The following is an 18,176-nucleotide window of genomic DNA, read 5'->3' as shown; positions in this document are numbered from 1 at the left end:
TCAACTGTTGACCTTTCGCGTCGTCGGCCACCACCGGCTTACCGGCCCCGCTCCCGGCGGTGCGCACGCTCGTCCGTCCCCCGTCCCTGACCGCGGGTGCGCGGCTGGCCGGCCGGAGCCCGCCGGGGACACGGTGGGCAATGGCGTGTTTACTATTAGTGCAACATCGAGGGGACTGGGCGGGGCTGGGGGGCGTGAGTTGGGGGGTCTCAAGCACTTGGTGGTCGTTCTTCCGGGGCTCGGAGGGACGGTTCTCGCTGTCCCCGATCGACGCGGGCGTCCTGGGAAGGTGGTCTGGGGCACGGCGGCCAAGGGTTTCGACCTGCTGAAGGAACCCGAGAGGCTGAGTACGGGAGCCTATCCACGGCTGGCACCTGCGGGGCTCGTCGCGACCGCCAGGGCCTTCGGGATGTGGACCGTGGTTCCCGGCTATGACCGCCTCCTCGCCAGGCTGGGGAAGTGGACCGGAGGCGTCGTCGACGACGGGTCGGCACCGGAGCCCGATCTCGACGCCGGCGTCGTCGCGGTCGGGTACGACTTCCGCCTCGGAGTCGCGGACGCAGCGCGGACTCTGGACGACCAGCTGCGGCAACGGCTGGAGCACCATTGGCCGGACGAACGGGATCGCGAGGCCCGTGTCGTCATCGTCGCCCACTCGATGGGCGGCCTCGTGGCCCGGTATTGGGTCGCCGAGCTCGGCGGTGCGCCCTGGTGCCGCGGCATCATCACGCTCGGCACACCCCACCGGGGTGCGCCGAAGGCCCTCGCGGTGCTGACGCAGGGGCTGCCCGTAGGGCCCTTCTTCATCAGGCGCCCCCTCAACGTGGTGCGCGACTGGCAGGGGCTGGCGGACCTGCTTCCGCGCTACCCGGCCGTCCACGACAGAAGTGCGGCCGGCGCGGCGCACCTGCCCGAAGGCGGCCTCGCTCCCGGCCGTCCTCACCTGCTCCGGCCGCACGAACTGCCCCTGCCCTGGCTGCGGGAGCCGGCCCGACGCGCCCACGCCATGCACCGGCAGATCGAAGAGGGATGGCGAAGACTGCCCGTGGCTCCGGCCGTCATGCCCCGCATCGGGTTCGGCCATGCCACCCTACGGGCCTGCTCCTGGAACGGCAGCGAGGTCACCGTCACCAAGGACGCCCCCTCCGGGCCCGAACTCGGAGGCTGGGCCGACGGGCTGGGCGACGGCACCGTCCCCGCGTTCTGCGGTCTGCCCGTGGAAATGGACAACTATCCCCGGACCCACCTGCACGTTCACCGACGCCACGGGCCGATCGCGGAACTGCGGGAGACGGCAGAGCTGCTCGACGCCTTCCGCACCCATGCCGCTCTCTCCGCGTACCGGGCCGGGCAGGAGAGCCCGGTCGCCCTCGGCATGGACCTGGACGAACTGCACATGCGCGACAGGCCGATCGACGTCGCCGTCACCCCCGTGACCCTTGCCGGAGAGCATGCCGACGCCGCGCGGGCGACGGTGTGGGCCAGCGCGGAGCCGGTAGCGGACAACCAGCAGGAGGTGTGGCGAAGGATCGACGCCCGGCTGGCGTGGGACCCCGGGCGGCGGGTCTTCCACGGCCAGTTGCCGGGACTGCCGCCCGGCCTGGTGAAGGTGAGCGTCACCGCACGTGACCTGACCGACTCGATCGCCGTTCAGACGGTGCAGGTGCTCGATGACAGCAGCCTCGAGTGACCGCCGGACCGCGTGGCCGCCATGGTCGGCCGACGCGGCACCCGCCGACCTGGCCCGTTACGTCGTGCCTCACGCCATCCGCATGCACACACAGCTTCCGGGGCCTTCGGACGCTCCGGCCCTGCGGCGGGTACGCGCGGTCTGGGACCGGCTACGGGAGGCCGGCATCGGGTACGCGCTCGAGCCGCCCGACAGCGGGCCGTGCGGACAGTGGATCAGGCCCCCCGCCGAGGTGCTGAGGGCGCCCCGCAACGGCACGTGCCTCGACCTCGCCGTCCTGCTCGCCGGTGCCTTCCGGCACACGGGGCTGCTCACCGCGGTCGTCCTCCTCGACCCGGTCGAGCCGGGGCGCCCCGGGCATGCCCTGGTCGTGGTCGCGCTGACCCGCACCTGGCCCGAAGGCCTGCCCGGTGACGGCGTCTGGCCCACACTGCCGCAGGAGCTTCTGGACCATGTGCAGGCCGGACTGGACGGCCCACCGCGCAGCCTGCTGATCCTGAATCCGAACGGAATCTCCCAGCCGCTGGGCGCGGCCGGCTCCAAGACGGACACCGATCTCGCCACAGCAGTGGCGACGGGTTACACCCAGCTGACCTCCGGTACGTACCGCTGGCGGGTCGCAGTGCCCGCCGACCCTGACGTCGAGCCCTACACGCCCGCGGCCTTCCCTGCGGTACTGCCCCTGAGAGATCCGTACCGCGAACCGGGAACGGCCGAGTCGGCACTGCGACTGCTGAGAGCCGAGTACCAGGTCACGCCCTTCCAGAGCCGGGACGAGATGACGGTGCTGTCGGGGTTGTGCGAGGAGGCCGTCCTCGGTTCGCGCACCACGATTGCCGTCATCACCGGTCGCGGCGGCTCCGGCAAGACCCGGCTCGGACTGGAACTGGTCGACCGCATGGCCCGCGCCGGGTGGTACGCCGGTGTGCTGCGGGAGCGTGCCGGAGCGGACCGGCCGTGGGACTGGCTGGCCGAGGTCACCGCACCGCTGCTCGTGCTCGTCGACTACGCCGATGCCCGAGCCGGGTCCACCATCGAGCTGCTGCGCGTGGTGGCGCGCCGTCCGCGCCCGGCAGTCGTCGTGCTCACCGCACGAGAACGCGAGGGAGAATGGCTGACCCGGATCACCGACGCACTGGAGTCCGACGCCCACCCCCACAGGCTGGAGAACATCGAACTGCCGGACGCCCACCCCCGGCCCGAGGATCTCTTCCTCCGCACCTGCGCGGCGGTCCGGCCACGCCCCTGCGACAGCCCTCCCCGCCTGCCCCGTGCGGACAAGGGGACACGGTGGACCACTCTGGACCTGGTGCTGCTCGGCTGGCTCGCCGCACGCGGAACGGACCCGCTGCCGATCACCCCGGCCGAACTGTACGACGAGGTGCTGCGCCACGAACGCCGCTACTGGAACACCACCTTCGAACACCGCACCGGCTCGCCCCTGCGGTACACCGGTCTCCTGGCCGAGGCCGCCGCATGCCTGACCCTTCTCGCACCCGCCCCGCACCGGGTCGCCGAGGCATTGACCGCGGTGTCCGCGCTCGCCGGGGCGCACGACCTCCGGCAGCAGATCGCGCACACTCTCGTCACCTGCCTGGACCCAGGGGCCGGGGAACACGTCGCCATCCGGCCCGATCCCGTGGGTGATCATCACCTGCTCACCACCCTGGAACGCCGTCCGGAACTGCTGGAGCGCTGCCTGCGTGCCGGCTCGCTGCTCGACGAGGACGACCTCGGCGAGGGGCTGCGCAACGCACTCACCGTACTGACCCGCGCCGGACGCGACGACGAACCGGCGGCTGTCGCCCATATCGAAGCGCTCCTGCGGTCAGAGCCGGGACGCTGGCCGCTGGCCGCCGCCGTGGCCGCGGCCATGGGGGGCGTTGTGCGCAACGTGCTCGAAGCACTCGCCGCCGCCTCCGACACCCCCCTCCCCCTGGACGACATCTCGGCGGCCCTTCCGTTCGGCGCCGCCAGCTTGTGGAAGCTGGCTCTCATCGTCGACGAACGCAGGCTGGCGGGCGTCCGGGCCGGCGATGGGGAACCGGAGGAGTTGGGTGAACTGCTGTTCCTGGTCAGTAGGCGCCGCGACGACGCCGGGGACCGTGCCGGCGCACTGGCGGCGATCGAGGAAGCCGTCCCCCTCTACAGCGACCTCGCTCTCGCCGACCCGGAGGGGCACCTGCCCAATCTGGCGGCGGCGTGGAACGATCTGGCCACCCACCGAGGTGCCACGGGCGACCGGTACGGTGCCGTGGACGCGGCCGAGGGCGCTGTGCGGCTGCAGCGGAAGCTGGTGGACGAGCTCGGACGGGAACACCAAGAGGCCCTGGCGAGGTCGCTGAACACCCTGGCGACCTGCAGGGCCGCCACCGACGACCGGGCCGGCGCGCTGTCCGCCGCTGAAGATGCGGTACGGATCTACCGCGACCTCGCACACGGAGTCCCCTCCGCTCACCTGCGTGACGCGTACGTGTCCGACCTCGCCGCATCCTTGAACAACCTCGCCCATTGCCGCGCGTCGATGGGGGACCGTCAGGGAGCCCTCGCCGCCGGGGAGGAGGGCGTGGAACTCCGGCGCCGGTTGCTGTCCGGACAGACCGACGACACCCTCGCCGACCTGGCACACGCCTTGAACAACGTGAGCGGACACCGATCGAACATTGGGGACGACTCCGCCGCACTGGCGGCAGCCGTCGAGGCCACCAGCCTGTACCGGCAGCTACTGGACATGAACCAGGCCTACTTCGCGCCCGAGCTGGCGGGCTCGCTGAACAACCTGTCGGTGTCCCGCTCACGCACCGGCGACTTCGAAGCGGCCTTGGCCGACGCCGAGGAGGCCACCGCGCTGTACCGCGCCCTGGCCGCGGACGAGGACGGTGCGTTCGCCGCCGACCTCGCGATGTCGCTGAACACTCTGGGGAACCGGCGTGCCGAGACCGGCGACCGCGAGGGGTCGGTGGCGGCGGCCGCTGAAGCGGTGGACCTGTACCGGACGCTGTTCGACGAGGACCAGGACGTGTTCGCCCTCGACCTCGCGGCATCCCTCGGTAATCTGTCCGCCGGCAGAGCGGCTGCCGGGGACGTCCGCGGGGCGCTGGATGCGGCGGAGGAAGCCGCGCGGCTGTGCCGGTACGCCTCGGACACCAAGGGCGGCGCTTTCGCCGCTGAAGTGGCCCGGGCGCTGAACACGCTGTCGCTGCGACGCTCCGACGCCGGCGATCAGACCGGTGCACTCGCTGTCGCCCGCGAAGCGGTGACCGTACGCCGGCAACTGGCGTCGGCCGAACCCGGCGCTTTCACCCGCGAACTGGCCATCTCCCTGAACAACCTGTCCCATCGCCTCTGGCTGGTGGGAGACCGCCGCGAGGCCGCAAGGGCCGGAGAGGAGGCCCTCGCGCTGTACCGCCGTCTGGCATCGGCCAACAGGACGGCCGTGCTGCCGGATCTGGCCGCCGCAGTGAACAACCTCTCGGTTCTGGCGGACGACGTGGGTGATCGCGAGCGTGCCCTCGCCCTCGGCCAGGAGGCCATCGGCCTCTTCGGTGAGCTGGCCGCGATCAACGGGGCCGCCTGGAATCCGGGGCTCGCCGGGGCGCTGAACAACCAGTCGGTGAAGCTGACCGAATCCGGTGACTTCGACGCGGCGTCGGAAGCCGCCGAAGCAAGCGCCGCCCTGTACCGGGAACTGGCCGCGGCCGACCGGGCTGCGTTCCTGCCCGACCTCGCGATGGCCGTGAACAACCTCTCCCGCTGCCGCTACGAGTCGGACAACATCCCAGCGGCGATCTCCTCGGCCCAGGAGGCGGTCAGCCTGTACAGGGAGTGCGTAGCGCAGAAGGGAGCCGCGTTCACCGCCGATCTGGCAAGGGCGCTCAACAACCTGTCCGCGGTCCTGTCGGACACGGCGGACCACGTGGCGGCACTCGACTCGGCTGAGGAAGCCGTGCGGTTGTATCGGGCCACGATGGGGGCGCACCCGACAGCCCTCGTGGTGGACCTGAGCAAGGCGCTGAACAACATCGCCTCGGCTCGACTCGCCCTGCGGGACCCCAGGGGGGCACTGACAGCCGTCGGGGAAGCGGCAGAGCTGCTACGCGCGCTGGTCAGGACCGAGCCCGCCTACATGTTCGATCTGGCGCGCACCCTGAACGCCCTCGCCTCCGCGCTCTACGCCACACGGGACTTCGATGGAGCCCTGGCGGCAGGGCGAGAGGGGGTGGAGCTCCTTCGGATCCTCGCGGGTGACGATCCGGCTTCGTACGCTCCCGAACTGGCCCTCGCCACTTGGAATTTGGCAGACCTGCTCATGATCCGGTCGCCGGCCGAGGCGGCCGCGGCCTGGGACGCCTCGGCGCAGGCCGTGCCCGAGGGTCACGGGCAAGCGGAGGTTCTGGCGGGCACCGCCGATTGGCGCACCAGCCAGGGAGACCAGCGCACAGCGGCCGAGGTTCTGCGCCGTGCCGCCGAGCTGGCCCACGGCGACGACGCCCGCGCCCCGGGGTACCTGACCCGCCGGGTACGGGAGCAGATCCGCGCCGTCGCGCTGTCGCTCGATCCCCCTCCGTCCACGCTGCCCGGATGGGCGGTGGAGACGGTGCCCGAGGCCGACCTGGACCTTCTCCGCTCGTGGCGGACCACCCGGGACTGGCCGGACGCCGAGGCCGTGCTGACCGCCCGGGCCGACGTGGTCTCGGGCCCCACCGTCGCCGCCAGCGTGGACCTTCACCTTGTACTGCGCCCGGACGACGAGAGCCTGGGGCGGCTGCGGCAGCTCGTGGTCTCCATCCAGGACCGGGGCCTCGAAGCCGTACTCGCGGAACAGCGCCGACGCTACGCCGTCCAGGCACTCGTTGACGCCTGGATGACCCAGCCCACCCGGGCGCGGTGGCTGGCCCACCTCGCCACGCACCGGGAGGAGCTGTGCACCGGCGAAGCGGCCGAGATTCTCGCCGCTTCCGCCGAGCCGTCCGCGCGGGAACACGCGGCGGTGCTCGCTCTGCTCGAAACGATGCCGCTGGAGACGGTGAGCGACGTCGTCACTCATGCGGCGACAGCGGCGGACCTTGCCCTGGAGGCGCTGGAGCAAGCGGACCCGAGGCGTATGAGGACGCTCACCGAAGCCAACCCGGCCGCCTTGGACGAACCAGGTGTCGGCTTCGTACTGAGGGCGGTTCTGGACTTGGAACGCGGGGACGCCGAGCAGGCCGAACGAGTGTTGCGGGCCGGTGCGGCCACTGCCACTGCGATGCAGCGAAGAGCGCGGGCGGTGAACCTGGCCCGCTGGGCGAGGCACGCCGACAGCGACGATCTGGCAGCCATCGAGGCACTCATCGCCGCACTGGGCCACGCGGCCGACCAGAAATGAGCTCACGCACGGCCGTCACGGTGCCCTGACCGTCCATCAGCAGAGGAGCGGAGTTGTCCGAGCGTCTGCACGTTCTCACCGCCATCTACCAGTCGGATCGGTCCGACCGCGCCACCGCTCTCACCGTGAGCCTCGCCACCATGGCGGCCGCCGTCACCTACCTCATCGGCATCATCGCGTTCTACGACAAGCTCGATCTCCTGGGCTGGGCCATCAGTCTCCTGCCGTCTCCACTGTTCTGCGTCGCGGCCTTCCAGGCCCACCTGCTCAACCTCGCCGCCGTCCGTGCCCGGTCCATCCTCACTCTGGAGAAGACACTTCTCGACGCTGTCGAGCCGGCCGGCAGCACGCTGGACCGCGACAAGATCGGCGTCACAGCCAGTGAACGAGCCACCAACCTCCACACCGCACCGGCAGCACAGCGGGCTGTGATCCTGCTGTCCTACGGAGGCGTCGGCCTCATCTACCCGACCTGCACGGCCCTGCTGCTCGCCAAAGCCACCGACCACATCGGCGCCTGGATCACCGTCCCCTCCGTCTGCTACGCCGTGATGCTGGTGTGCCTCGTCGCGGCATGGCGTGACTGCGTCAACGGCCTCGACTTCTGATCCGGCATCCGTCAGCCGCCCCCGCCCGCCCGCCCGGATCGGTTCGGTTCGGTCGTCGTGCCCCTCCGGGGTCGTCCCGAGGAGGAGTTGCGTGATCGGAGTCCCTCGGCCGAGGTCGACCGGAGCGTGCAGGTGATCCCCGCCGGGGAGCCAGGGCACCCCCGATCGTGACGGAGTCCGGTACATCAAGGCCGACCTCGCCGACGCCCCGGGGCGGACCGAGCGGCTGGTCCAGCTCGGTGGGGTGACAGCGAGCGCAACGTGACCGTGTGAGACCCACGGACGTCCGACCGCCCGGTGAGCACCTTCACGGGCCACACCATCGCGGTGCGCTCCGTCACGGCCTTCACCGGCCCAGACGGCCGTACCCTTCTGGTCCCCTCCGCCAGCGGCCCCCTGCCGATCCGGACCCCATCGCCGACACCGAGCCGAGGCCCCCCTCGTCGTCCACGCCCATGCGCCCATGGCCGTGACTGCGTTCGCCGGGCCGGACGGCCGGCCCCTGCTGGCCACCGGATCCGACGACGGTGCACGGATCTGGGAACCCACCACGGGCGCCGCCCTGTTGACCCTGATGAGGGCTCCTGCTCGTCATGGGTGGCCATGCGGGACTGGCCACGCTGGAACTCGACCTGGAACGCCTTTCGTGATCCTCGACGATCTCTCCGCCCATCTGAAGTGGAAGATCGGCAGTTGGGCGACGAAGAACAAGGTCGGGCTGTGCTTCACACCCGCCCACGCGTCTTGGGCCACCCCGTTCGAGGCCCACTCAGTGGATGGGCGCGGACTGCCCACGGGGTCAGGCCGTGGGACCGACGAGCTTCCAGCCGCTCTGCCATGGCCAGCCGTTGCGGGCGTTGAGGCTGATGTTCAGGAAACCGAGTTCCTCCAGTGAGCGGGCCATGCGCAGACCGCCGGCGTCGATCGGCCGGAACCCCAGAGAGCCGAGCAGCTGCGCCACTGTGTCCTTGGCTGCCGCATCGTCGCCCGCGTAGAAGCCGTCCAGCGGCTGACCGTCCTCACTGGGGGTGCCCAGCCGCGAAGCCAGGATCGTGTTGAACGCCTTGACCAGGTTGGCCTGTGGCGCACGGGCAGCCAGCTCCTCGATGTGGCTGGTTCCGGAAGTGGTCAGGTCGCTGTAGGTGTCATTGAGCGGGTTGGTGACGTCCACGATCACCAGACCGACGGCGGCATCGCCCAGTTGGTCCAGCACCTCGGAGGCCGCTGCGGCCGGCACGGCCAGCACCGCCACATGCGCACCCCGGACCGCCTCCGCCGTGTCGGGCGCGACCCTGGCACCGGTCTGCTCGGCCACCTTCGCGGCGTGCTCCTGGTGCGTGGCGGTAACGGTGACCTCGTGTCCCGCCGCAGTGGCTGCCGAGGCGAGAGCACCGCCGACGTTGCCAGCACCGATGATCCCAATACGCATGATGATCTCCTTGCCTGGTGCTGTGACGCAGGACACACCAAGTACCCGTGAGGGCGGACGGGACACCCGGAGGCGTCAACCTCGATCACCGGCACTCACCGCATGGGCTGCCTGTTGGCTGCGCATGAACGAGGGACCCTGCCAAGGTCGGCAGGGCCCAGCTCGTGAAGGGTCAGCGGGCGGGTGGGGCACGCGGACCGGCACGCACCATTCCGGAAATCACTGGATGAGGGTCCGCAGAGCGACGGTGCTGGCGCCGGCGGCGGTGAGTCCGGCGATCGCGGCGGTGGCCGGGTGGGCGCCGGTGAGGGCGGTAAGCCCTCCGATGACGAGCCCCAGGACCAGCGCAGTGAGCAGGACGACAGCTGTGCGGAGAGGGAGGAACAGCCCTGAGTCGAATGCCGCCGGGACCGCGGGCGGGGTGGGCTGGGAGTTCTGCCGAGGTGTCATGGCTCGACCGTGCGGCCTTGCGCGCTGCCGACCTCACGGATCGAACGATGAAGATTGAACGCGATCGGGTGGAGGCCAACGCGGCACATCCCACCCGTTCCGCGGAACGATTTTGGCACCGGCGCAGGCTGTTCGGAGTGGTTCGTGCAAGTTCCGTACTGTTCCGTGGAGCGGCTTCTACCCTGCTGGGTACGGAACAACAGGGGGACACAGGGCATGACAGCAATCATCGACGCGGAGCACGGGCCGGATACGTACGAGGCTCGGCTGCTACAGCAAGCGCGGCACCTTTGCCGACTGCGAGTGGAACGCGGTAACCCGCCCCTGCGCCGGATTGAGAGGCGGGCGCGAAGGATTGGCAACGGGGCGCAGTTGCCCATCGCCACCCAGAGCGCTGCCTTCCATGGCAAACGGTTCGTGAGCGTGGACAAAGTCATCCTGCTCGTCCGGACTCTGATGTCCTGGGACGCGGATGGCGAGGAGATCCCCGCCCCCACTCGCACGGACCCCGTACTCGACGCATGGCGCAGCCGGTGGCGGGCAACGGCAGAACTGCGTCCCACCCGCCGAAGAGCCGTCCCCCGTGCGCTCGCATCGGAGTCGTCCCTCGCGCTCCGAGCAGCCCTGCATGCGATGCAGGCAGGAGAACTGGTCCTGCCGCCCGTTCGCACCGGCTCGGTGGTCGCGGTGGCGTTCTCACCTGACGGCGCCCTCCTCGCCACCGCCACCGCCAGCAGCGCCACCGCCAGCCGCGACGGGACAGTGCGTTTATGGGACCCGGTCACCCGCACCCCCGCCGGCCGGCCCCTCACCGGGCACTCCGGTCCGGTGTACGCGGTGGCGTTCTCCCCCGGAGGCACCCTCCTCGCCACGGGCGGCTATGACAGCACGGTAAGGCTGTGGGACCCGGCCACCCGCACTGCCGTCGGCGAACCCCTCACCGGCCACAGGCAAACGGTGTTCGCGGTGGTCTTCTCACTCGACGGCACCCTCCTGGCCACCGCCAGCCGCGACAGCACGGTGCGACTGTGGGACCCGGCCACCCGCGCTCCCGTCGGACAGCCGATTACCGGCCACGGCGCAGCGGTGCATGCGGTGGCGTTCTCACCCGACGGCACCCTCCTCGCCACCGCCGGCGATGACGGCACGGTGCGACTGTGGGACCTAGCCACCCGCGCTCCCGTCGGACAGCCGATTACCGGCCACGGCGCAGCGGTGTACGCAGTGGCGTTCTCACCCGATGGCACCCTCCTCGCCACCGCCGGCGATGACGGCACGGTGCGACTGTGGGACCCGGCCACCCGCACCCCCGCCGGCCCGCCCCTCACCGGCCACAGCAAACCGGTATACGCAGTGGCGTTCTCACCCGACGGCACCCTCCTCGCCACCGCCAGCCGCGACGGCACGGTGCGACTGTGGGACCCGGCCACCCGCACCCCCGTCCGCCCGCCCCTCACCGGCCACAGCAAACCGGTATACGCAGTGGCGTTCTCACCCGACGGCACCCTCCTCGCCACCGCCAGCCACGCTCCCAGCGGCGACAACGACGGCACCGTGCAGCTGTGGTCCGTTCCAGATGCCGGATAGGTGTGTGTCATGAGTCGGGCTGCACCGGCCGATGCTGGGAATGGAGCACTGACTGTGCCGTCCCAGCGGTCATCCCCCTGCTGCTCGGGCGGCTTCGACTCGGTCGGCGTAGACCCGGTCCCGGTAGGCCTTCCGACCTTGAACGGGTTCTCCGGCGGCCCGACGGCCCGACGGCCCGCTGAGGAGCCTTCCCGCGGTCCGTCAGCCCTCACCATGTTCGTGTCACAAAATCAGGTGCGTGGCCGCTGACAACGGCACCGTGCGCATCAGCCGGTCCGGAGACCGACCGCCAGTGTCAGTTCAAGGACCCGATGCGGCGATGCGAGATCCGGGAACAGCTCCCGCAGTTGCGACATCCGGTAGCGGACGGTCTGGGGATGGATGAACAATGCCGCCGCCACCTCCTCCCGCCTGCCCTGGTGCAGCAGCCACTCCCGCAACGTCTCCTCCAGTCGCCGCGCGGTCGCGGCAGGCAAGGCCCGCAGCGGTGCAAGGGCCCGGGCACGCAGATCGGCCAACGCGTCCGCGTCGGCGCTCAGCACCAGCTCGGGCAGGTGGTCCTCGGTGTCGCGAACATCAGCGGAGAGGGAGCGCGCGCGTACGGCTCGTGCGTACGAAGCGGACGCACGAGTCCACGGCCGGGCCGGGCCGACCACGGCGGTGCGGTCGGTCAGCTGCCGCAAGAGACGTGATCGGTCGGCATCGGGGACGAGCAGCACGCCCAAGCCATCCGGCAGATCGTCGAGGACGAGGGTGCTCGGGTCGAGCGAGCGGTAGGCAGGCCGGGCCTGGGCGGCGGGCAGCAGGACCGCGGTCAGCGAACCCGGCGGCTGCCATCCGGCCCGTTGTGCAGAGACAAGCAGCACGTCCGGGCTCGCGCCGGCGAGCAGGTCGCGGGCCAGGTGTTCCAGGTGGCGCTCGTGGGCGCGCCCCCGGGCGGCCAGTTCGTCGGCGTGGCCCGCGGCGCTCGCGGCGGAGAGCTCGTCGATGTAGGCGAAGGTCAGCTCGGCGAACTTGGCGACCTCGGAGGCGGGCAGACCAGCCGGTACGGCGCCCGCTGCCAGACATCGCCAGGCCACGCGGGCACCCACTCGGTAGGCGCTGAGCAGGGCGTCCATCGAACGGCCGTCCCGGACCTCGCCGCGGCCCAGCTCGTAGGCCGCGTCACCGCCGTCGCCCCCGGTGGCGTTCCCGCTGGCGAGGTCCAGATAGTGCCCCAGGGCGGTGCGGACGGCCCGGCGGATGGTGGCGCCCATGTGGCCCGAAAGGGCGCCTGCGTAGGAAGGGACCTCGTCGATGATCGCCTGGACGATCTCGTCTGCGGTGGTCTTCAGCGCGGCCCGCAGCGCGGTGACCGTCGTCTCATCAAGGGCCAGTTCGCTGGCCCTCCGGAGGGCATGGCTCATGTTTTGTTCCCTGTGAACAATTTTGCCGATCAGATTTACGTCCTACGGTCAGGACTTTACGCCCTGAGGCACAGCAAGCTGGAGTCATGACGAGTGCAGCCCTCCGCAGCAGGGCATGGAAACTGCTGGAGATGGTCACGACACCGCTGCTGCCGTCGGACTACCTCGACCTGGTCAGCCCGCTGCGTGCGGGCGCCGACCTGCGTGGACGCATCGAGGCCGTGCACCCCGAGACGCGTGACGCCGCGACCATCGTGATCAGGCCGGGACGGGGCTGGCGCGGCCACACGGCCGGTCAGTACGTGCGGATCGGGGTCGACGTCGACGGAGTGCGCCTGTGGCGTGCCTACTCGCTCACCTCACCGGCAAACCGCCCGGACGGCCGCGTCACGATCACCGTGAAGGCGGTCGAGGACGGCAAGGTCAGCAACCATCTTGTTCGCAGGGCGCAACCGGGCACCCTGATCCAGCTCGACCAGGCGACCGGCGACTTCGTGCTGCCGCAGACCAAGCCCGCCAAGGTGCTCTACCTGACCGCCGGCAGCGGCATCACGCCCGTGATGGGCATGCTCCGCGACACCGAGCTCGACGACGTGGTCATGGTCCACTGCGCGCCACAGCCGCACGACGTGATCTTCCGCAACGAACTGCACGACTTGGTCGCAGACAAGAAACTGCAGCTCACCGAGGTGCACACCGACACCGACGGCATGCTCGACATCGCCCGTCTCGACGAACTCGTGCCCGACTGGGCCGAGCGCGAGACCTGGGCCTGCGGGCCCGCGGGCCTGCTCGACGCCGCCGAAAAGCACTGGAGCGAGCACGGCGTCCCGGAGCGCCTGCACACCGAGCGATTCCGCCCCGGCGTCGTCGCCGTTGGCGACGGCGGCGAGGTCACGTTCAGCACCACCGGCAAGACCGTCGACGCGGACGGCGCCACGCCGCTGCTGGACATCGGCGAGGAAGCCGGCGTGCTCATGCCTTCCGGATGCCGCATGGGTATCTGCTTCGGCTGCGTCACACCGCTCAAGAAGGGCGCCGTCCGCGACCTGCGCACCGGCGAGATCACCGAAGCCGAGCCCGGCGTCCTCATCCAGACCTGCGTGTCCGCCGCGGCGGGCCCCTGCGACATCGAACGGTAGGAACACCTTGACCGCCATCGACCCCACCGCCCACCTCACCGCGGAGCAGATCGAAGAGCTCGGCCGCGAGCTGGACGCGATCCGCGACGAGGTGATCGCCGGCCGCGGCGAGAAAGACGCCGCGTACATCCGCAAGGTCATCGCCGCGCAGCGCAAGCTCGAGCTGGTCAGCAGGGGCGTACTGCTGTTCTCGATCTTCCCGCCCGCGTGGCTGATCGGCACCGCCGGCCTGTCCGTGGCGAAGATCATGGACAACATGGAGATCGGCCACAACATCCTGCACGGTCAGTGGGACTGGATGCGGGACCCGAAGATCCACTCCACCACCTGGGATTGGGATCACGTTTCGCCGGCCGACCAGTGGAAGCACTCGCACAACGAGCTGCACCACAGGTACACCAACGTGATCGGCAAGGACAACGACCTCGGCTACGGCATCATGCGCGTCGACGAGGACCAGAAGTGGCACCCGTTCCACCTCGGCCAGCCGCTGTGGAACTTCATCAACGCCTGCTTCTTCGAGTACGGCATCGCAGCCTACGACCTGGAGCTCGGCAAGAACCTGAGCAAGCGCCGCCGCAAGAACCCGGAGTTCCGCGCGCGGGCCAAGGACGTGGGCCGCAAGATCCGCAAGCAGGTGCTCAAGGACTACGTCATCCACCCGTTGCTGTCGGGCCCCTCGTTCCTCCCCACGCTCGCCGCGACCTTCACCGCGAACCTGGTCCGCAACGTCTGGTCCCACTCGGTGATCATGTGCGGCCACTTCCCCGAGGGCGTGCAGGTCTTCGAGCGCCGGTCGATCAAGGGCGAAACCCGCGGCCAGTGGTACCTCCGCCAGATGATGGGCTCGGCGAACATCAGCGGCAGCAAGGCCATGCACTTCATGACCGGCAACCTCTCGCACCAGATCGAGCACCACCTGTTCCCGGACCTGCCGAGCAACCGATACGCCGAGGTCGCGGTGAAGGTGCGCGCACTGTTCGAGAAGTACGAGCTGGAATACGTCACCGGGCCGCTGCCCAAGCAGGTGTTCTCCGCGTGGCGCAAGGTCTTCCGCCTCTCACTGCCGAACAGGAAGCCCAAGGCCAAAACGCCGGCCCGTGAGCAGGAGCTCGTCGCGGCCTGATCCCCGCGCAGCAGCGCATACCCGCATACGGATCTGCGAGCGTCGCCTGATCGAACAGGACTGGCTCTCCTTTGGCCGCCACCACCCGACACGTGACCGGGCACTTCGCCCAGCTCACACCTGGGGCTCGCTCCGCACAACGGTCGGGCGTGGTGCGGTGGCAGGGGTGAGCCTGCGACCGATCAGTCCTGGGCCGGCATGACCCGGGTCACCTTGCCCTTGAGATCCGAATCCAGGTAGCCGGTCACGTGCTCGTCGGCGAGATAGACGGCCAGTCCCAGCGGGGTGCCGAAGGTGTCGTCCGCCGGGCGGACCAGGACGTAGCGCATGGTCGGCCGCTTCACGTTCAGGTCCTTCTCCGCCCGCTTCAGCAAGGGCGGAAGGACGTCCCAGTCGAAGTCATCCAGGCTGAACGGGCGTTCGCCGCCGATGAGCGCGCTGCTGATGATGCCCTTCTTGACGCCTTCGCCCGGGCGGTAGGTGTAGCTGTCGTACTTGGTGTCGCTGCCCTTGACCATGATTTCCGCGGACACGTAGCCCGGGTAGACGGTGAGGTCGCACGCCCGGTCCGTGCCCGTCGCGGCCTTGATCTCCTTCACGGCCGTCCGGATGCCGTCCGGGGTCAGCAGGTCCGTCTTGGCGTCGGCCTGGGGCACCGATGCCGACCGGGATGCTCTCGGCGTGGGGGCCGGGTTCTTCGCGCCGGTCGAGGCCGAGGCGGTCGGATCAGCTGCTTTGACGTCGTCGTTCTGCCCGCCGTCGGGCAGCAGAGTCCACGTCAGGACTCCTGCCAGCACGGTCGCGACGACGGAGGAGACTATCGTGACGCGGCGCTTCGTCCGCTTTTCCGGTCGTGGCCGCGTCGGCCGGGTGGGGCCCATCGGGTAGGGGGTGGGGGCTGGGGTCGGGGGCCCGATGGGGCGGGGCACGGCGTCGTGCGGTCCCGTGGGTCCGAAGCCGGTCGGCGGGCCGAATCCCACGGGCGGTCCGAACCCGTCCGGCACCGAGGGTGTGGGGGTCTGGACCGGCGGAGGGGCGAGCCGGTACGAGCTGGCCGCGCCCGCCCCCTCGGGAGCGCCGGGAGCCGCGCCGCGGCCCTCGGCCGCTTCGGCGAGCATCCGGTCGGCGGTCTCGGCGTCCGCTCTGCGCGCCGGATCCTTGACGAGCACGGCGTTCAGGAAGCCGGTGAGCACTCCGGCCCGCTGGGGCGGCGGAAGCTCCTCGCTCAGGAGAGCCGCGAGCGTCGCGAGGGTGGTTCCCCTGCGCAACGGGTGGTGTCCTTCGACTGCGACGTACAACATCATCGCCAGCGCCCACAGGTCGGAGCCGGGGCCGCCCTCGCCGCCGGTGATGCGCTCGGGTGCCATGTAGTCGGGTGTGCCGATGATGGACCCGGTCATGGTCAGGGAGGTCGACTCCCTGATGGCCGCGATGCCGAAGTCGGTGAGGACGGGGCGGCCATCGGGCCGCATCAGGACGTTGGCGGGCTTGACGTCCCGGTGCTGGATGCCGACGTCGTGCGCGGCCCGCAGCGCGGCCAGCACCTCGCGGCCGAGCCGGGCGGCCTCGACGGGCTCCAGCGGCCCCTTGTCGAGCCGGTCCTGGAGCGATCCGCCGGTCACCAGCTCCATGACGAGCCAAGGGTAGGCGTAGGCGTCGGTGTCGACCACGTGGTGGATGGTGACCACGTTGTGGTGGTCGACGCGGGCGAGTGCCCGTGCCTCGCGCAGCACCCGGGCCCGGAGCATGGCCGCGGCCTGCGGATCGTGTTCGGCGAGTCCGGGATCGGAGGGCCGTACTTCCTTGAGCGCCACGTCTCGGTCGAGGACGAGATCGCGCGCCCGCCACACCATGCCCATGCCGCCGCCACCGAGCCGCCCTTGCAGTTCGAAGCGCCCGTCTATGACCCGTCTGCCGGAGTCCCCGTCGTTCATGGCCGGGAGCCTACGGGATGCGTGGGACGCGGCTCCGCGGAGGTGAGGGGCACGGCCCCGGTGGAGAGATGTTCGCCGGCGCGGCGGTCTCGTCCGATGGTGTGGCTGCTCGTCGTTCTTCTGTCGTACGTGGGGGGGTGCGGTGCTCGGGTTCAGCCTTGCTTTGCTTCCGTCACTGCTCTGCGCAGCGCTTGCAGGAAGAATTCTCCGTCGGCGTCGTCGCCCAGCGCGACGTGGTAGGAACTCGTCTCACCGTGGCCGGACCACTGGGCCGTGATTCTGACACCGCTGTCCTCGGGCAGCTGGACGTTGCGGGGCGACCGGGCGATCAGGGCGCTGTGCTCGGCCAGGGTCACGCCGTCCAGCCGTGCGGACAGGACTGTCGTTCCCGTCGATGCCCGTGTCACCGTCACGACGAGCCACCGAGGTGTGCACAGGGTCAGGGTCCGGTGCTCGGGGTCGGGGTCCGCCATGCCCTTGAAGCGGGAGCGCAGACTCGGCTTGTAGGTGCGGGTGCTGACGGTCACGCAGCAGGCGACGGCGTTGGCCAGGACGTCTCCGAGGGAGCATGCCTCCGCGTGGGCGGTGATCACCGCACGCAGGCCCGGCTCGATGTCATCCGGTTCGCAGTAGCTGCTCTCACGCCGGTACGGCCTCGCCATGGCGCCCTCGCTTCACGGTGGGGATCGGTGACACGAACGCCAAGGTAGGCGTTGTCCCTCCCGTTATGAAGCGTCCCGCGGAATGGCGCTGGCCTCACGCCCGGGGCCGGAGCAGGTAGCCCGTGAACCAGGTCGGGAATTCCCGCCTGAGTCCGGCCGGTCCGGTGAGCGTGACCAGTTCGGACCGCAAGAGGCTGTCCCAGGCGCTTTCGCCGAGCCAGAATCTCGTGAGCGCCTCCAGGTCGGCATCGACGTGCAGAGCGATGTCGAATCCCCCGTCCTCCGCGCACACTTGCACCCCGGGGCGCTTCGCCAGCAGGAAGTAGGGCGTACCGGCGTCCCGGAATCGCAGCTCGACCATGGTGGGGTGCTCCGGGAGGCGGTGAGGAACGACACGGCGGTGCATGTCCCACGTCAGCACATCCGGACTGAGGTCCTCTTTCCGCAGTCCACGGGGGTCCGATTCCAGGGCCCAGTGACCGAGTTCTCGCAGTACGGGAGCGAGGTTCTCCCCCGCCTTCGTCAATTGGTATGCACCGTCGTTCCGCTTCACGAGACCCGCCGATTCGAGCCTCTTCAGCCGCGCCGAAAGCATCGTTCTGGAAATGCGGGGGATGCCGCGCTGAATGCCGTTGAAGTGCCGCTCCCCCACCATCAGCTCCCGCACCACCAGCAGGGTCCACCGTTCCCCGAGGACGTCGAGAGCGCGGGCGATCGGACAGAACTGCTGGTAACCGGCCATGGAGCAAGGGTACCGGGGCAGTACGGAATCTG

General features: G+C 70.2%; 12 protein-coding genes and 1 pseudogene. 7 read left to right on the top strand and 6 right to left on the bottom strand.

Annotated features, from left to right (window positions below; all coding sequences use genetic code 11):
• Window positions 1–289: 289 nt before the first annotated feature.
• The 4 genes and pseudogenes from ACIQU3_RS21280 to ACIQU3_RS21265 all read left to right on the top strand — a co-directional run.
• On the top strand, window positions 290–1,690 hold the full coding sequence (locus ACIQU3_RS21280) for an esterase/lipase family protein (RefSeq protein ID WP_403927068.1): 1,401 nt from the start codon (window positions 290–292) through the stop codon (window positions 1,688–1,690).
• Complete coding sequence (locus ACIQU3_RS21275; protein WP_403927065.1) at window positions 1,671–7,058, top strand: tetratricopeptide repeat protein; 5,388 nt, start codon at window positions 1,671–1,673, stop codon at window positions 7,056–7,058. The genes ACIQU3_RS21280 and ACIQU3_RS21275 overlap by 20 nt, the downstream gene beginning before the upstream one ends.
• Before the next feature lie 53 nt (window positions 7,059–7,111).
• Window positions 7,112–7,666, top strand: coding sequence for a hypothetical protein (locus tag ACIQU3_RS21270; RefSeq protein WP_403731346.1), 555 nt, complete (start codon window positions 7,112–7,114; stop codon window positions 7,664–7,666).
• 628 nt (window positions 7,667–8,294) lie between these two features.
• Window positions 8,295–8,435 (top strand): annotated as a pseudogene (locus ACIQU3_RS21265) (IS630 family transposase); the annotation flags it as partial.
• 30 nt (window positions 8,436–8,465) lie between these two features.
• Here ACIQU3_RS21265 and ACIQU3_RS21260 read toward each other — a convergent pair.
• Together ACIQU3_RS21260 and ACIQU3_RS21255 are read right to left on the bottom strand one after the other, a co-directional pair.
• Window positions 8,466–9,095, bottom strand: coding sequence for an NADPH-dependent F420 reductase (locus ACIQU3_RS21260; protein WP_403731343.1), 630 nt, complete (start codon window positions 9,093–9,095; stop codon window positions 8,466–8,468).
• A 219-nt stretch (window positions 9,096–9,314) separates the two neighbouring features.
• On the bottom strand, window positions 9,315–9,545 hold the full coding sequence (locus tag ACIQU3_RS21255; protein WP_403731340.1) for a hypothetical protein: 231 nt from the start codon (window positions 9,543–9,545) through the stop codon (window positions 9,315–9,317).
• Window positions 9,546–9,968: 423 nt separating this feature from the next.
• On the opposite strand from ACIQU3_RS21255, the gene ACIQU3_RS21250 reads away from it, so the two are divergent.
• Window positions 9,969–11,132: a WD40 repeat domain-containing protein gene (locus ACIQU3_RS21250; protein ID WP_403927062.1), complete on the top strand. Its 1,164-nt coding sequence runs from the start codon at window positions 9,969–9,971 to the stop codon at window positions 11,130–11,132.
• A 266-nt stretch (window positions 11,133–11,398) separates the two neighbouring features.
• Here the strand turns inward: ACIQU3_RS21250 and ACIQU3_RS21245 are convergent, their stop codons facing one another.
• Window positions 11,399–12,538: a PucR family transcriptional regulator gene (locus ACIQU3_RS21245; RefSeq protein WP_403731334.1), complete on the bottom strand. Its 1,140-nt coding sequence runs from the start codon at window positions 12,536–12,538 to the stop codon at window positions 11,399–11,401.
• An 86-nt stretch (window positions 12,539–12,624) separates the two neighbouring features.
• Between ACIQU3_RS21245 and ACIQU3_RS21240 the strand changes: the two genes are divergently transcribed.
• Together ACIQU3_RS21240 and ACIQU3_RS21235 are read left to right on the top strand one after the other, a co-directional pair.
• On the top strand, window positions 12,625–13,680 hold the full coding sequence (locus ACIQU3_RS21240; protein WP_403731331.1) for a ferredoxin reductase: 1,056 nt from the start codon (window positions 12,625–12,627) through the stop codon (window positions 13,678–13,680).
• Between the two features lie 7 nt (window positions 13,681–13,687).
• A complete protein-coding gene (locus ACIQU3_RS21235; protein WP_403731328.1) occupies window positions 13,688–14,806 on the top strand; it encodes a fatty acid desaturase family protein in 1,119 nt (372 codons plus the stop codon).
• 182 nt (window positions 14,807–14,988) lie between these two features.
• Here ACIQU3_RS21235 and ACIQU3_RS21230 read toward each other — a convergent pair whose 3' ends face one another.
• The 3 genes from ACIQU3_RS21230 to ACIQU3_RS21220 form a co-directional block, all read right to left on the bottom strand.
• Window positions 14,989–16,740 (bottom strand): serine/threonine-protein kinase, encoded by a 1,752-nt coding sequence (locus ACIQU3_RS21230; protein WP_403731325.1) that lies wholly within the window; start codon window positions 16,738–16,740, stop codon window positions 14,989–14,991.
• 152 nt (window positions 16,741–16,892) lie between these two features.
• Complete coding sequence (locus ACIQU3_RS21225; RefSeq protein WP_403731322.1) at window positions 16,893–17,402, bottom strand: hypothetical protein; 510 nt, start codon at window positions 17,400–17,402, stop codon at window positions 16,893–16,895.
• A gap of 94 nt (window positions 17,403–17,496) precedes the next feature.
• Entirely contained in the window at window positions 17,497–18,144 is a 648-nt protein-coding gene (locus ACIQU3_RS21220) for a winged helix-turn-helix transcriptional regulator (protein ID WP_403731316.1), read from the bottom strand.
• Between the last annotated feature and the right edge of the window lie 32 nt (window positions 18,145–18,176).

Source organism: Streptomyces sp. NPDC101110 (assembly GCF_044759525.1).
Taxonomy (GTDB): Bacteria; Actinomycetota; Actinomycetes; order Streptomycetales; family Streptomycetaceae; genus Streptomyces.
The sequence above is the reverse complement of the archived record's forward strand: the minus strand, read 5'-3'. Positions and strand labels throughout refer to the sequence as shown.